This window comes from Embleya sp. NBC_00896 (assembly GCF_045207785.1).
Lineage (GTDB): Bacteria > Actinomycetota > Actinomycetes > Streptomycetales > Streptomycetaceae > Embleya.
The window spans coordinates 541,972-555,642 of record NZ_CP108777.1; the positions used below are offsets into that span (position 1 = coordinate 541,972).

General features: G+C 71.7%; 16 protein-coding genes. 6 read left to right on the forward strand and 10 right to left on the reverse strand.

Features of this window, described 5'->3' with window-relative positions:
* Nucleotides 1–36: 36 nt before the first annotated feature.
* Both OG928_RS35655 and OG928_RS35660 read left to right on the forward strand, forming a co-directional pair.
* Nucleotides 37–789: a class I SAM-dependent methyltransferase gene (locus OG928_RS35655; protein ID WP_331766134.1), complete on the forward strand. Its 753-nt coding sequence runs from the start codon at nt 37–39 to the stop codon at nt 787–789.
* A 212-nt stretch (nt 790–1,001) separates the two neighbouring features.
* Entirely contained in the window at nt 1,002–1,562 is a 561-nt protein-coding gene (locus tag OG928_RS35660) for a DinB family protein (protein WP_331766135.1), read from the forward strand.
* A gap of 179 nt (nt 1,563–1,741) precedes the next feature.
* On the opposite strand, the gene OG928_RS35665 is transcribed toward OG928_RS35660, so the two are convergent.
* The 3 genes from OG928_RS35665 to OG928_RS35675 form a co-directional block, all read right to left on the reverse strand.
* The gene (locus OG928_RS35665; RefSeq protein ID WP_331768231.1) at nt 1,742–3,094 is read right to left on the reverse strand and encodes an MFS transporter; all 1,353 of its coding nucleotides are present in this window, start codon (nt 3,092–3,094) and stop codon (nt 1,742–1,744) included.
* A gap of 50 nt (nt 3,095–3,144) precedes the next feature.
* Nucleotides 3,145–3,837 carry a TetR/AcrR family transcriptional regulator gene (locus tag OG928_RS35670; protein WP_331766136.1) on the reverse strand — a complete coding sequence of 231 codons (693 nt, stop codon included), beginning with the start codon at nt 3,835–3,837 and terminating at the stop codon, nt 3,145–3,147.
* Between the two features lie 393 nt (nt 3,838–4,230).
* Nucleotides 4,231–4,446 (reverse strand): hypothetical protein, encoded by a 216-nt coding sequence (locus tag OG928_RS35675; protein WP_406291531.1) that lies wholly within the window; start codon nt 4,444–4,446, stop codon nt 4,231–4,233.
* A gap of 690 nt (nt 4,447–5,136) precedes the next feature.
* Here OG928_RS35675 and OG928_RS35680 point away from each other — a divergent pair.
* Nucleotides 5,137–5,688, forward strand: coding sequence for a dihydrofolate reductase family protein (locus OG928_RS35680; RefSeq protein WP_331766138.1), 552 nt, complete (start codon nt 5,137–5,139; stop codon nt 5,686–5,688).
* 70 nt (nt 5,689–5,758) lie between these two features.
* On the opposite strand, the gene OG928_RS35685 is transcribed toward OG928_RS35680, so the two are convergent.
* Nucleotides 5,759–6,220, reverse strand: coding sequence for a hypothetical protein (locus OG928_RS35685; RefSeq protein ID WP_331766139.1), 462 nt, complete (start codon nt 6,218–6,220; stop codon nt 5,759–5,761).
* 313 nt (nt 6,221–6,533) lie between these two features.
* Here OG928_RS35685 and OG928_RS35690 point away from each other — a divergent pair, with 313 nt between their 5' ends.
* Nucleotides 6,534–7,247 (forward strand): methyltransferase domain-containing protein, encoded by a 714-nt coding sequence (locus OG928_RS35690; protein ID WP_331766140.1) that lies wholly within the window; start codon nt 6,534–6,536, stop codon nt 7,245–7,247.
* Nucleotides 7,248–7,487: 240 nt separating this feature from the next.
* Here the strand turns inward: OG928_RS35690 and OG928_RS35695 are convergent, their stop codons facing one another.
* Both OG928_RS35695 and OG928_RS35700 read right to left on the reverse strand, forming a co-directional pair.
* On the reverse strand, nt 7,488–7,808 hold the full coding sequence (locus OG928_RS35695) for a hypothetical protein (RefSeq protein ID WP_331766141.1): 321 nt from the start codon (nt 7,806–7,808) through the stop codon (nt 7,488–7,490).
* Nucleotides 7,809–8,063: 255 nt separating this feature from the next.
* Nucleotides 8,064–8,648, reverse strand: coding sequence for a TIGR03086 family metal-binding protein (locus tag OG928_RS35700; RefSeq protein WP_331766142.1), 585 nt, complete (start codon nt 8,646–8,648; stop codon nt 8,064–8,066).
* 240 nt (nt 8,649–8,888) lie between these two features.
* Between OG928_RS35700 and OG928_RS35705 the strand changes: the two genes are divergently transcribed.
* The gene (locus OG928_RS35705; protein ID WP_331766143.1) at nt 8,889–10,532 is read left to right on the forward strand and encodes a sigma-70 family RNA polymerase sigma factor; all 1,644 of its coding nucleotides are present in this window, start codon (nt 8,889–8,891) and stop codon (nt 10,530–10,532) included.
* Between the two features lie 69 nt (nt 10,533–10,601).
* Here OG928_RS35705 and OG928_RS35710 read toward each other — a convergent pair whose 3' ends face one another.
* Nucleotides 10,602–11,093 carry an STAS domain-containing protein gene (locus OG928_RS35710; RefSeq protein WP_331766144.1) on the reverse strand — a complete coding sequence of 164 codons (492 nt, stop codon included), beginning with the start codon at nt 11,091–11,093 and terminating at the stop codon, nt 10,602–10,604.
* 163 nt (nt 11,094–11,256) lie between these two features.
* Here OG928_RS35710 and OG928_RS35715 point away from each other — a divergent pair, with 163 nt between their 5' ends.
* The gene (locus tag OG928_RS35715; RefSeq protein WP_331766145.1) at nt 11,257–11,634 is read left to right on the forward strand and encodes a helix-turn-helix domain-containing protein; all 378 of its coding nucleotides are present in this window, start codon (nt 11,257–11,259) and stop codon (nt 11,632–11,634) included.
* 32 nt (nt 11,635–11,666) lie between these two features.
* Here OG928_RS35715 and OG928_RS35720 read toward each other — a convergent pair whose 3' ends face one another.
* The 3 genes from OG928_RS35720 to OG928_RS35730 are packed head-to-tail and all read right to left on the reverse strand — an operon-like array spanning nt 11,667 to nt 13,564.
* Nucleotides 11,667–12,686, reverse strand: a complete 1,020-nt coding sequence (locus OG928_RS35720; RefSeq protein WP_331766146.1) for an iron-containing redox enzyme family protein — start codon at nt 12,684–12,686, stop codon at nt 11,667–11,669.
* Between the two features lie 13 nt (nt 12,687–12,699).
* Complete coding sequence (locus OG928_RS35725) at nt 12,700–12,927, reverse strand: CDGSH iron-sulfur domain-containing protein (RefSeq protein ID WP_331766147.1); 228 nt, start codon at nt 12,925–12,927, stop codon at nt 12,700–12,702.
* Nucleotides 12,908–13,564 (reverse strand): HemK2/MTQ2 family protein methyltransferase, encoded by a 657-nt coding sequence (locus OG928_RS35730; protein ID WP_331766148.1) that lies wholly within the window; start codon nt 13,562–13,564, stop codon nt 12,908–12,910. The genes OG928_RS35725 and OG928_RS35730 overlap by 20 nt, the downstream gene beginning before the upstream one ends.
* Nucleotides 13,565–13,671 lie beyond the last annotated feature (107 nt).

Sequence of the window (13,671 nt, forward strand, 5' to 3'; positions counted from 1 at the left end):
ATGGCTCATTCTCCCCAGACGAAGGATCGAAATCCGTTGACCGACGCAGCCGTTCACTACGACCGACTTCTCGCGGCGCAGTACACCTGGATGCTCGGCGGTGACATCGACGCCCTCGCCGCCCAACAGGCCGCATTGCTCCGCGACCTCGGCGTGGCGCCCGGGCGGGCCGGCGGCGTGGCGGTGGATCTGGGGTGCGGCCCCGGCCAGCAGTCGTTGGCCCTTGCCCGGATCGGCTTCGGGTCGGTGACCGCCGTCGACAGCAGCGAGGCCCTGCTGGCCGAACTCGCATGGCACACACGGGACATCGCCGGCATCGACCCCGTCCATGCCGACATCCGCGCCGTGCTCCCGCAGGTCGCCCGACCGGGGACCGTGGACGTGGTGGTGTGCATGGGCGACACCCTCCCCCACCTGCCGACCAAGGCCGATGTCACGGCACTGCTCGCCGACACCGCCCGTGCCCTCACACCCGGCGGCCGGCTCGTGGTCACCTACCGCGATCTTTCCCGACCCCTGCACGGGACCGACCGGTTCATCCCCGTCCGCAGCGACCGGGACCGCGTGCTCACGTGCTTCTTGGAGTACGTCGACGACGACACCGTCATGGTCCACGACCTCCTGCACACCCGGGCCGAGGACGCGTGGAACCTACAGGCCGGCAGCTACCCCAAGCTGCGCATCGCCCCGGAGTGGCTGAGCGCGCAGTGCCACGAGGCCGGGCTGGACATCCGGGACGACACCACCGGCCCGCGAGGCATGCGGCTCCTGCACGCCGTCAAACCCTGACCCCCGCCCGGTGCCCGCCGCCTCGCGACAACCCACCGAAAGCTGGGCGGCGTTCCCGGCCGAACGCGTGAGCTGATACCGGGCCGGCGAACCCCTCCCGTCACCGGTAGCGGCGGCTCCAAAGATCATGGGTGCGATCCACGTCCCGAAGCGGGCACGGACGGCCCGAGAATGCTTCCATGCCCACTCCGGGCAGATCGCGATGGTTGACGATGACGGAAACGACCGGTCCAAGCAGAAGAGGCGACCTGTTCGCCGGCGTCGACAGCGACCGCCGATTCGGCGGCCCCGCGACGGGCGACGAGCGGCACATCCTGATCGACGTCCTGGCCGCCCAGCGCGCGACGTTGCAGCTGAAGTGCTCCGGCCTGGGCCCGGAATTGGCCCTGCGATCCGTGGCGCCGTCCACCCTGTCGCTGCTCGGCCTCGTGCGCCACCTCGCCGACGTGGAGCGCCGCTGGTTCCGGCGGGTCCTGGCCAGGCAGGACGCCCCCGCCCTCTTCTCCTCCGAGACCGACCCCGACGGGGACTTCGAGGGCGCGGTTCCCGACGCCGCCACCGTCGAGGAGGCTTGGGAGGCATGGCGCACGGAGGTCGCGTTCGCCGAGCACTTCACAACCGAAGCCCCCGACCTCGACGTCGAGGGCGACGACGCATGGCGCGGAACGGTGTCCCTGCGCTGGGTGCTCATCCACATGGTCGAGGAGTACGCCCGCCACAACGGCCACGCGGACCTCCTCCGCGAACGAATCGACGGAGCGATCGGCGTGTGAGAACGGGCACCCGGGGCCCGGGCGCCACAGACGACCGACGACAGCCTGAGCCGACCGGCCGCCACGCGCGCGCGTGGCGTGCGAGCGCGTCGCCGACTGCTCCCCTGGCTGATCGCCGGCAAGTCCGCCGTATGGCGGCCCTGTTCGGGTAAAGACCGGGGCTGCCCTTGCGCGTATTGCTATGCGGCTGATCGGCCGGCCCGGTCGCGGGGCAGCAGCGATGCCGGTAGCAGGCCGAGGGCGGCGAGTCCGGCCAGGACCAGCAGGGTGGAGCCCATCGCCGGGGTAGGCGGTGTCGGGGTCGCACCCGCGGCCGAAGGCCCGACGGGAGACGAGCTCAGCAGCATCATGCCGGCGGCGACAGCGATGCCCAGGGTGGGGCCGACGTTCATGGCGGTCTGCTTGAGCCCGCCGACGACCCCGGCGTACCCGGGTGGCGCGTCGCCGACGACGGTGCCGGTGGCGGTGACCATCACGGTGGCGAACCCCGTACCGAGCACGGCGAAGGCCACGCCGGTGACCATCCACGTGCTGGTCGCATCGAGCCGGGACAGACCCGCGATGCCGAGGACGACGAGGACGGTACCGGCGATCGCGGTGCGACGCGGGCCGGACCTGCGCAGCGCGGCGCCGGCGAGGGGTGCGCCGAGGACCATGAGCGCGGTCAGCGGGAGTACCCGCAGACCGCAGGCGAGCGGGTCGAGCCGAAGTACGTCCTGGAGGAAGAACGTGGTCACGAACAGCGTGCCGAACAGTCCGGCGGTGGTGACCAGCAGGATGGCCATCGATGCCGTCACCGGTACGGACCGCGCCACGGCGGGCGGCACGATCGGGTGCGCGGTACGGCCTTCGTGGACGACGAGCACCGCCACGACACCCGCGACGGCGACGAACCCGAGCAGCGTCGGCGCGGCGATCCACCCGCGTGCCGGTACGCCGACCAGGGTGTGTACCAGGACCGCGAGCGCGGTCGCGAGCAGGGCCGCGCCGGCGAGGTCCAGCCGCTGAGAACGGGTACGTTCGGGCGCCGGCGCCCGAACGGCGAGGGTCAGCGCGGCGATCGCGAGCGCGACCGGGACGTTGATCCAGAACACGGTACGCCAGCCCAGGTGCGCGATGAGGACACCCCCGAGTACCGGGCCGGCCCCCGCGGCCACCCCGATCGCGCTGGTCCGGATGGCGACCGGCATACCGAGCCGGTCCGGCGGGTACGTCAGCGTCAGCAACGCGAGCGTCGCCGGCTGCATGAGCGCACCGAACACCCCCTGGGCGACGCGCAGGCCGACCACCCAGCCGACCGAGGGCGCGAGCGCGATGCCGGCCGAGGCGGCCCCGAAGCCGAGGACGCCGATGAACAGCAACCGCGCGTGTCCGTACCGGTCGCCGAGGCGCCCGGCGAAGACGAGAAGCGCGGCCACCGCGACCAGGTAGCCGGTACTGGTCCACTGGACCTGCGCCACGCTCGCGTCGAGGTCGCGTTGCAGGCTGGGCTGGGCTACGAGCAGGACTGTGCCGTCCAGCGCGACGATCATCGCGCCGGCCGCGCTGACCAGGAGTGCGAGGTGCCGCCGCACGGTTTCGCTCACGAGGTCACCGGGCCGAGATGAGCGTCCAAGGCCGCCGCGACAAGCCGGTCGAGTTGGTCGCGTTGATCGCGTTGATCGCGTTGATCGCCGGCGGGCACACCACCCGGCCGTGGAGTGTGCCGTGGAGTGTCGAGGGCGAGTTGCAGGCTGCCCCACGCCCAAAGCTGGGCGATGCCATGCAGGTTCGACCAGAGGGCGGCGGCCGTGACCGCCGCCGACCCCGCGTCGCCCGACGCGCCGGGCCCGTGCGCGGTCTCCCGCTCCGTTCGGCACAGCGCGACGAGCCCCACGATGAATTCGAACAGCGGGAGGGTCGACTCCCGCAGCCGCGGCTGGTCCGATGCGTACTTCTCGCTGTCGAGCAGGTCGTGCCGGAACATCAGCTCGAACATGCCGCGGTGCTCCAGCGCGTACCCGACGTACGCCTCCCCGAGCGCCTGCAGCCGGCCGCGCGGCGACGTCGTGCTGCCGGTCGCGACCTCGAACCGGCCCTTGAGGTCCGCGAAACCGCGGCGGGCGATCGCGGCGAGCAGGGCGTGGTGCGTGGGGAAGTACCGGCGCGGGGCGCCGTGCGACACCCCCGCCCGGCGGGCGATCTCGCGCAGCCCCAGCGAGGCGGTTCCCTCGGTCGACACGAGGTCCACGCCGACGTCGATCAGCCGTTCCCGAAGCGAGCTCTCGGATTCCATAGACAGTGTCTACCAGGCGACGTAGACACTGTCTACCACTGGAGGCGGCTGGTAGTGGCCGGCGGCGGCACGGGCTCGTCGTAGCGTTCCGTCCTCGCGCGTACCTGCCTACAACCGGGTCGACCGATCGGTCAGCGGGGGCAGGGGTCGGCGGGGTGGACGCCGGGTAGGTAGCGCTTCCACTGTTCGGTGGTGAGACGGTCGCCGGGGGCTTCGCAGAGCCCGCGCAGGACGGCCGGGGCGGCGAGGTCCCAGACGCTGACGCCGGTCGGGTGGGTGGCGGCCAGGAGTGCCGTGGGCGGGCGCGGCGAGCGCGGTCCGGTGGAGCGCTTCGCCGTACAACAGTGTTGCCCCCTTCGGGGGCGGGCGCGCCGAGGTGCCGGCCGTCGGCGCTCAGGGCCCACCGCTGGTGACGGCCGGGCTCCCCCACGGATCGCGGGCGAGCGGGATGGTGTTGTGGAGCAGCCGTGGTGACTTCGGCACGCTGTAGTCCCACAGGGCGATCGAGTCCGAGCCCGAGTCCGCCTCGGGTCCGGTGGCCAGGAGGCCGCCGGTGGCGTCGAAGGCGACGCGGTCCGGCATCGCGCGGGAGACGTCGACGTCGCTCACCGCTCCCGGGCGCCGTGGGTTTCGGACGTCCCAGAGCGCGACGCCGGCCGAGCAGGCGACGGCCAGGAAGGGCCGGCCGGGAACGAACACGCCGGGGCCGCAGGCCATCGACAGTGACGGCGCCCCGAGCGCGCCTGGTGGCCCGACAGCGACGCGGCGACCGCGAGCACGGCCAGAGCCGGGACCGCGGCCCGCCGCACTCGCCGGGTCGCCTTCGCGGCGGGGATGTCCGGCAGTGCCGATCCGTCGGTGTACCGCCCGACGCCGATCGACAGCACGCGTGCGCCCTCGCCGGAGAAGTCCATCGGGCTGTGCCCGCCCGCCCGGTTCACCGGCGTTCGTCGGGCTCGGCTCGGCTCCCCGGGCCGGCAACGCGCATGTCGATGGTCGGGCCCGACATGCGTACCTCCGGAGGCGTTCGGCGCGATCGGCGGATGGCGATCCGAAATCGGACCCTACGGGGGGCCGGGAGGTGCGTTCCGGGCCGGACGGCCCACATCACTCGAACGAGGACACAGGACACCCCGGACGCACCACGAGTCCGGCCACGCGTCTCGGTGTGACGCGGGTAACAGTCGCGGTCGGACCGATGAGATCGATCGTCGGCGATCGTCTACCACCACGAGACACAAGGAACCCGGCCGCGCGGGACACCCGAAGCCGGAACAACCACCACCGAAGGAGCACACCATGGGCAAGATCAAGGTGCACGAGTTCACCACCCTCGACGGCGTGATCGACGCGCCGATGTGGACCATGGACTACGAGTTCACCGACGCGATGGGCGCGGCCATCGGCGGCTTCATGACCTCCTGCACGGCGATCCTCCTCGGACGCACCACCTACCAGGAGTTCGCCCCCGCCTGGTCCGTCCGCACCGTGGAGGACGACCCGGGCGCCCCGTTCTTCAACGACACCCCCAAGTACGTCGTCTCCTCCACCCTCGAACACGCCGACTGGAACAACTCCACCGTCCTCGGCGGATACGACGCCGACGCCATCCGCCGCTTCAAGGACGGCATCGACGGAGACATCTACATCAGCGGCAGTGGCACCCTCGTACGCGCCCTCCTCGCCGACGGCCTCGTCGACGAACTCCACCTGTTCGTCTACCCCCTCGCCGTCGGCACCGGCCCGCGCCTCTTCCCCGAAGGCGCGCCCAAGACCACACTCGCCCTCGCCGCGACCGAAGCCATCGACAACGGCGTCGTCCACCTCACCTACACGCCCGCGGCGCGCTGAGCCGACCGACATACCGCGGCGCGCACGGGCGCTCGCGGCCTGCCGAACAACCGCCCGCGGCAGGCGGGCCTCAGGGAACGGTCGGTTCGCGCCGAGGCGCCGCAATGGGTGGCCCGGTCGGCCCGTGCTCCGACAGGTCGCCGGCGTTCGGCGCGGATGGTGTCGCGCCGGACGCTTGGCCGAAGCATTCCGATCTGCCGCCGATGGTGTGCTTGCTGTCCAGATCGTCGATCACGGACAGTTCGGCGGGGATCAGGAGGTAGGTGGGAAGACCCACGAGAAGGGCGAGCCACCACGCGAACCTTCGCCGGCCCGCGCGTCCGGCGCGGCTCGGCCAGATCCAACCGACGAAGAAGAGCACGAGACCCAGCAGGCCGCACATCAGCGCGGCGAGCACAAGAGTCCACTCCCGAGTGGGCACGCTCTCGAACGGACACCGCACGTCGGCCACTTCCGCGAACAGGACGAAAGCCGTCGTCCCGCCCGCCGTCAGGGCGGCCGAACACCACATCATGCTTTCCCGGATGTCCACGTTTCCCCCACCCGCGCGTCTCCCCCGACCGTCCGGCAACGCCGGGCCCGACCGCCCATCACTCCTTGGACGCGGCAGGCTCCGATCGGTTCCAGGGACGACGCGCCTGGCGCGCGGTGCGACTTGGACCACGAGTGTCGGAGGGCGCGGCCGGGCGCGGCCCCGTACATCACCCGCTATCACCTGCTATCACCCGCCGCCGCGACGCCGCGGAGTTCGCGCAACCGACTGGTCGACGCCCGGCAAGTCCGACTAACGTCGCATTCGGCACACCCGGGGAGACGGGTCGGGACCACGAGCGAGGGCGGCGACGATGAGTCACGAGAGCGCGGAGCGGGCGACCGAGGCGGCGCGGCGCTACTACGGCACGAGCGACGTCGACGGCTTCTACGACGCGGTATGGGGCGGTGAGGACATCCACACCGGCGTGTATGCCCACGCGCACGAGCCGGTCGCGGTCGCCTCCCGGCGCATCAGCGAGACGCAGAACGAGCGGCACCGAAGGACCAATGCCGAGCGCGGCCTGGATGCGCTCATCGAAGTCGTCACCGGATCCTTCCAGGACATCCCCTACCCCGCCGGGCACTTCGACGTCGTGTGGTCACAAGAGGCCTTCTGCCACAGCGGCGACCGGAAGGAACTCCTGGGCGAGGCCGTCCGCGTCCTCGACCCCGAGGGGGACCTGGTCTTCACCGATCTGATGACGGCCGACGACACCCCCGCCGACGCAGTGCACGATGTCCTGGCCCGCCTCGGGGTGGAGGAGTTCGCCACACCGACCTTCTACCGGCGCCGGATCACCGAACTCGGCCTGACCCACGTCGACTTCGACGACCGCAGCGATCAACTGCTCACCCACTACCTGCGCCTCACCGAGGAGACGGCGCGACGCGCGGCGGAGCTCCGCGACGTCATCAGCCCCGCCTACCTGGAGAGCCTCCAGGAGAACCTGCCCCTGTGGGTGAACGCCTGCCGAAGCGGCCGCATGAGCTGGGGAATCTTCCACTGCCGCCGCGCCACCCGTTGACTCGGAGGGGGCGGACCGCCGACACATCAAGCGCCGAACGACGCCGACCCGTGATTCACGACCCGGCCCAGGCGAGCAGGAAGCCACGACCGCCGGATCCCGGCAGAACGGGGCCGGCACCCGGGCACCCGCGAGGCGCGGTGGGGCTTCGTCGCCCGCTTGCGCGAGCGGCGGTGTCGACGGTGGTCGGAAGTCGCCGCGGAGGCCGACTCGGAAGTCGGCTCAGAAGTTGACTCAGAATCAGAAGTTGACGTCGATCGCGATGTTGCCCGTGCCCACGTCGCAGACGAACCATTTGCCGTTCTCCCGGCGCAGATCGACGGAATAGGGAGAGGGAGTACCGTCCGCCCCGGTGACCTTGACGTTCACGGTGGCCGAATCGTCGGTCTGGGTGGAACTGACCAGCGAGAACCCGAATCCGGCACCCTCACCGCTCAACACCTGCCGGGCGTCCGCGACGCGCGCACCGCCGCAGGCACCGTGGAACGCGGCGGTGGAACCACCGTCGGCGACCGCGTGCAGGTAGCCCCGCGTGGCGTCGTGCACCGGACCGTCGAACATGGCCCCCTCCGACACCGAACACGACACGGCCGCCAGGGCCGCGAGAACCCATGGGACTCCAAGCACCGCCCGCGACACCGGTGTTCGCCCAACGACGCCACGCTCCACGGTCCCCCCGCTCATCCGTACGACGGGTGGAGCGTAGCGCGGGCCACCGAAGGATGGCGGCACATCGCCCGACCACGGCAACTCGCCCACGAATACGGCCTCGCCGCCAAGCACGATGCCCCGCGCGGCCGCGCGGACGACCCGCGCTCAGCGGGGCGCGCGCCCGATCAGACCGAGCAGACGGTCTTGGAGAGGGGCGTCCACAGGGACCTTCACCTCGGGCCCGAACACCTCCACGCCCGGGCCGAACGCGCCGGGCGTTCGATACTTCTCCATCAGGTCGGCCGGGATCGCGGCGGTCGTGGACCACAGGCGCGTGACGTCCTCAGGGTCCATCGTGTCGTCCTGTCCGGTGGCCCTGGCGAGGTCCCACCCGTGAAGGACGAGGTCGTCACCGACGACCTCGTCGATCTGCCGCTCGACCGTCATACGGCCGAGCGGGGTGTCGCATTCGGCTCCGGCGAGGTCGGGATCGTCGAGAACGGCCTGCACGTCGGCCCGAACCGCTCGGAAGGCGGCCAGGGGGTCCTCGCCCACCGACGCGGCCGGGCCGGGCTCGCGGTCGAGGGGCCGCAGCATGTAGCCGTGCATGGCGACGATGTGGTCGACGACGTCCCGAGCATTCCACGCCTCGCAGGGCGAGGGGTTCGACCATTGCTCGGGTCGCACGGCGGCGATCTTGCGTTCGAACGCGTCCGCGCGCCTGCGGTAGCGATCGGCGATCTCGGTCATGGCTTCGACCTTCCCGGTATGCGACAGCGTACGGATCTACGGACTCCGACCGTGCCCGAAACTCATCGCAACACCTCGTCGGACTCGTCGGGGTCGTCGGACTCGTCGACCGGCGGCGTACCGTGGCGGCACATCGCGGGCGGCGGGTGCGCGAGTGCGGCGCGAGTGCGGCGGGTGCGGCGGGCAACATTTGCGGCGCACTTTTCTGTTATCGCACCCCCCGCCGAACAGTCTCCCCCTATGGACGGGACAGGCGAGGACCCAGAAGGAGAGTGCACGGACTTGGGCGCGAGCGGGAAACACGACAGTGCGGTGGTCGAGGCGGCACGTCGGGGCGACCAGCGGGCGCAGGACGAGCTCGTCGCCGCGTATCTGCCGCTCGTGTACAACATCGTGGGCCGGGCGCTGAACAGGCACGCCGACGTCGACGACGTGGTGCAGGAGACCATGATCCGCGCGCTCGGCGGTCTGGGGTCCCTGGGTGACCCGGAAAGTTTCCGGTCCTGGTTGGTGGCCATCACGATGAACCAGATACGCGGCCACTGGCAGACGCGCGGTGCGGTGCCGGCCGGTTCCGGTCTGCAGGACGCGTACGACGTGGCCGACCCGGGTTCGGACTTCGTGGACCTGACGATCGTGCGGCTGGGTCTGGAGGGTCAGCGGCGGGAGGTGGCCGAGGCCACCCGCTGGCTGGACGCCGACGATCGCGCGCTGCTGGCGATGTGGTGGCTGGAGGCGGCGGGCGAGTTGGAGCGGGCGGAGATGGCCGCCGCGCTGGAGCTGTCGCCGCAACACACCGCGGTGCGGGTGCAGCGGATGAAGGCGCAGCTGGAGACCGCCCGGGTGGTGGTGCGGGCGCTGGCCGCGGTGCCGCGTTGTGTGTTGCTGGACGATGTGATCGCGGCCTGGGACGGCGTCCCGTCGGCGCTGTGGCGCAAGCGGGTCGCGCGGCACGCGCGGGACTGCACGGTCTGTTCGGGTCTGGGAGCGGGCCTGGTGCCCGCCGAGCGGCTGCTGGCGGGCCTGGCCCTGGTACCGGTGGCCGAGGCGCTGCGGGGTCTCGCGGGGGCCGCCGCGCTCGGGGGCGCCGGAGCGCCCGGGGAGACGGCCGCCTTCGACATGGCGGGCGGTGGCCGGCTGCACGACGGTCGGCGCCGCCGAATACGGAGGCGGCGCCGTACGACCGCCCTGGCCGTCCTCGCCCTCCTCGTCGCGGGAGGCACGGTCGCCGGAATCGCCATCCTGTCACCGGACGAGGAACGGGACCCGGTGTGGACGGCCTCCGCCACCGAATCGGAGTCCGCGACGCCTTCGACACCCGCCGTCTTCGCCTCGCCCACGGGCTCGGCGTCCCCCTCTCCCCCGCGCACCGAGTCCGCCTCGCCGAGCGCCGGCGCGTCAGTCGGCGCGTCGCCCTCGAAGTCCCCTCCGGCGCCGACCACCACCAAGCCGGCTCCGACCCCGTCGAAGCAGCCGCCGACCACGCGTCGGCCCACGACCACGGCCATTCCCGCGGGCACCCCGGCCGAGAAGGTCCTGGCGATCACCAACGCCGAGCGGGCCAAGGCCGGGTGCGGCGCGCTGACCCTCGACTCCCGCCTCACCCGCGCCGCCCAGCTGCACAGCGAGGACATGTCGGCCAACGGCTACTTCTCCCACACCAGCCAGGATGGCCGAACCTTCGTCGACAGGGTCCGCGCCCAGGGCTTCACCACGCCCGGCGCCGAGAACATCGCCCGCGGCCAGTCCTCCCCCGAGCAGGTGATGAACTCCTGGATGAACTCGCAGGGCCACCGCGACAACATCCTCAACTGCTCCCTGACCAAGATGGGCCTGGGCGTGGTCACCAAGGACTGGACCTGGACCCAGGTGTTCGGCTTCTGAGTGCTGCGCCTAGGAGCCCGCGGTGGCCGTCGAGGGGCGCAACGCCCGCGCCCACGCGGGTCGGGGTGGTCACGGGATCGCCTCCGCGGGGCCGTCGTCGTCCGGATCCTCGACGGCCGCGTCGCCGACCCGGTCGCGTGGCTCCGAATGCGGGCCCAGGGTGAACAGGTCCGCGGTCCCGGTGATTTCGAGGACGCGGCGGACCCAATCGCCCGGCGCGAGGCCGAGCGAGGTGCCGTGCACCAGGGCTCGGGTGCGCGCGTACAGCAGGGCGTGCACGGCGGTGCTGTCGCAGAACGTCACCCGGTCCATGTCCACGTGTACGCGCCCCGCACCGCTGTCGAACACCTCGTCCAGGGCGCGGCGCAAGCGCGGCGCGGTGTCCAGGTCGATCTCCCCACAGACCTGGAGCCTGGCCACATCGCCGTCGACGGCTGCTCGCAGCCGCAGGTAGGGCCGCCGCACGATCGGAAGGCGACGGCGGCGTTCCGGCCGCGGCGGCGGCGCGTGCGGTGGCGCGTTGCCGCGGCGCTCGAGCCGGGGACGCGGTCGTCGAGACATGTCCGACTCCCTCAAGTACCGGGTGGGACGGGGGCTCCATCTACCTGCATCGACCGGGTTGCTACTGCTCTCAGGATCGATCGCCGTCGAACATACGTCAAGTAATTCAGGAAGCATAATTCAGTTGTTTTGTTGCCGGAATGACTGAGCCTACGATGGGGGCATGAGTGAATCGGACGCCGCCCGTCCCTCATGGACGTTCTTCACCAACCACGCGCGCGTGCTCGCGGCGATCGCCCGCGACCCGGAGGTACGGGTGCGCGACATCGCCGCCACCTGCCTGCTCACCGAGCGCGCCGTCCAAGGCATCCTCACCGACCTGGAGGACGCCGGTTACCTGACCCGGACCCGGATCGGGCGCCGCAACGCCTACCACGTCACCTCCGGCACGGTGGTACGACACCCGGCCGACCTGGGCCGGGCCGTCGCGGACGCCCTCGACCTGCCCGACGCCGGCGCCGCCACGAACGACGCCGAAGGCGACAAGAACGACACCGGCGTCGATGTCGACGCCGACGCGTCGGCGGAACGAGGGCGCTGACCCCACCCTGCCGACCGCGAGTCGCCGCCGCCTCACGGCCCGACGGGTGCGGCCGAAGCATGCCCGCTCGGCCCTGCCGGCAACGAGCTGCGGCCGGCCTCCCAGGCGGTCAGCAGGTGCGCGGCGAGGCGGTCCTCGACGAGTTCGCCGGCGCGAATCCCGAAGACCACGTCGCGCTCCAGGGACGGCTCCTCGCGCGTCATCGCGCCCAGCACGTCCCGACGTACGAGTTGCTCGTGGACCGCGTCCGCTTCGACGTGTTCGGTGTAGAAGAAGGCGCAGGCCGGGTCCCGCACCTCCAGGCGTTCCAGGGCCCTCGCCAGGCGGGCCGAGTTCGGCGACGAGCCGATCTCGATGGCCGCGAACTGCCCCACGGCCATGGCCCGGTGCTGTCGATGCAGGCCGAACAGGGACATCAGGTCGACCACGGCGAGCATGGGTGCCGGCACCCGGTCGAGGTAGTGGCCGTAGGTCGGGTCCAGTCCCAGGCCGCGCATGAGGTCCGCGAACAGGTGCGCGTGCATGCGCTCGGCCCGGCCGCCCCCGTACTCGTCGAACTCCACCGCGACCATCCCCGCCTTGGCCCGGCCGGTCAGCCGCGGCAGGAGCCATGCCTGCGGGTCGGCCTCCTTGAGGTGGTAGAGCGAACGGTGCACGACGTACTCCCGGAACTGGTCCAGATCGCCACGCTCCAGCAGGTGATGCGACACGCCCGTCCCGTCGAGCGGCTCGACCAGCAACGGCGCGAGGGCGGCGTCCACGTCGCAGTCGGTGTCCACCTCGGCGCGCAGGCCGCGTAGGAACACGGCCTCCAGTTCGGCGCGCAGACGCAGCAGGTCCGGGTCCCATTCCCAGCCGGGGTCCACCTGCGCGAACCCCCGGTAGTGCAGTTCGTAGCAGACGTACAGGGCGAGCTGGAGATCCTCGCCGAACGCGTCCGCATCGGCCGACGGGGCGGCGATCTCGAGGCCGACCCCGGGCGGGTGGCGCAGGGCGGTGAGCACGGCCTCGGACAGCGGACCGCGTCCGTTGGGCAGGTCCGGCTCGGTCATGGCTCCTCCTCCGTCACCGGGTGGTGCCGGCGGGCACCACGGACGGTTCCCGGTGGGCGCGGTGGCTGGTGTCGCACCAGGGCGGACGTCGGGTTCGGCGGCAGGTACACAGCGCCACGACCGAGCGGTCGGAACACGCCGTGCTCCCGTCGGCGAGTTCGACCTCCACCGGTCCCTCGATCAGGACCGGTCCGCCCGGGACGACCTCGACCCGTCGGGGTTCACCGTTGCGCGTCGCCACGGATGACCACCAACTCCTCTTCGCGACAGCCCGGCGCCACCAGGCCGCGCTCCTCCAGGAAGGCGGCTCGCTCGCGCAGCACCGGACCGAAGGGCGTTCGCCTGCGGGCAACGACCTGCGCGTGCAGGCCGACGGATTCGAGCAGCCCCAACGTCGCGCCCACCCCGCACAACACGGAGTGCACGACCAGAAGCGATCCGCCGGCGTTCAGGAACCCGGGGATCTGTGCGCACAGTCGATCGAGGACGAACCTGCCGTCCGTGCCGGCGTCCCACGCCCGGGAACTCCCACGCGGGGGCATGTTCTCCTCGGGTGCCGGCACGTAGGGCGGGTTCGCGAGGACCACGTCGAACGTTCGACCGACCACCGGGTCCAAGAGGTCACCGCACAGCACCGCCACCCGACGCCGCCGCCACGCGCTGTTGACCCTGGCCGTCCACACGGCCTGGCGCGAGACGTCCACGGCGGTCACCTCGCAGTTCCCGGACGCGGCCGCGGCGAGCGCCACAGCGCCGGTTCCGGTGCCGACGTCGAGTACCCGGCCCGCGCCGTGCAGACCCTGCTCCACGAACGCGGTCGCCAAGAGCCTGGTATCGGCCTGGGGACGATATGTCCCCGGCAGCCTCAGCAGTCTCATGATCGATCGCTGCCCTGATGATCGACCGACAAACGTCATGATCGTCCACCCCCGACGACCAGGCCCGGCCGCCCGCCCGCCGACGCGATATCGTCACCCACAGGTGT

Coding starts and splice junctions, on each gene's coding strand:
- OG928_RS35660 (WP_331766135.1), top strand. CDS start 1,002: ATGACGGAAACGACCGGTCCAAGCAGAAGAGGCGACCTGTTCGCCGGC.
- OG928_RS35665 (WP_331768231.1), bottom strand. CDS start 3,094: ATGATCGTCGCGCTGGACGGCACAGTCCTGCTCGTAGCCCAGCCCAGC.
- OG928_RS35670 (WP_331766136.1), bottom strand. CDS start 3,837: ATGGAATCCGAGAGCTCGCTTCGGGAACGGCTGATCGACGTCGGCGTG.
- OG928_RS35680 (WP_331766138.1), top strand. CDS start 5,137: ATGGGCAAGATCAAGGTGCACGAGTTCACCACCCTCGACGGCGTGATC.
- OG928_RS35690 (WP_331766140.1), top strand. CDS start 6,534: ATGAGTCACGAGAGCGCGGAGCGGGCGACCGAGGCGGCGCGGCGCTAC.
- OG928_RS35695 (WP_331766141.1), bottom strand. CDS start 7,808: ATGTTCGACGGTCCGGTGCACGACGCCACGCGGGGCTACCTGCACGCG.
- OG928_RS35700 (WP_331766142.1), bottom strand. CDS start 8,648: ATGACCGAGATCGCCGATCGCTACCGCAGGCGCGCGGACGCGTTCGAA.
- OG928_RS35705 (WP_331766143.1), top strand. CDS start 8,889: ATGGACGGGACAGGCGAGGACCCAGAAGGAGAGTGCACGGACTTGGGC.
- OG928_RS35710 (WP_331766144.1), bottom strand. CDS start 11,093: ATGTCTCGACGACCGCGTCCCCGGCTCGAGCGCCGCGGCAACGCGCCA.
- OG928_RS35715 (WP_331766145.1), top strand. CDS start 11,257: ATGAGTGAATCGGACGCCGCCCGTCCCTCATGGACGTTCTTCACCAAC.
- OG928_RS35720 (WP_331766146.1), bottom strand. CDS start 12,686: ATGACCGAGCCGGACCTGCCCAACGGACGCGGTCCGCTGTCCGAGGCC.
- OG928_RS35730 (WP_331766148.1), bottom strand. CDS start 13,564: ATGAGACTGCTGAGGCTGCCGGGGACATATCGTCCCCAGGCCGATACC.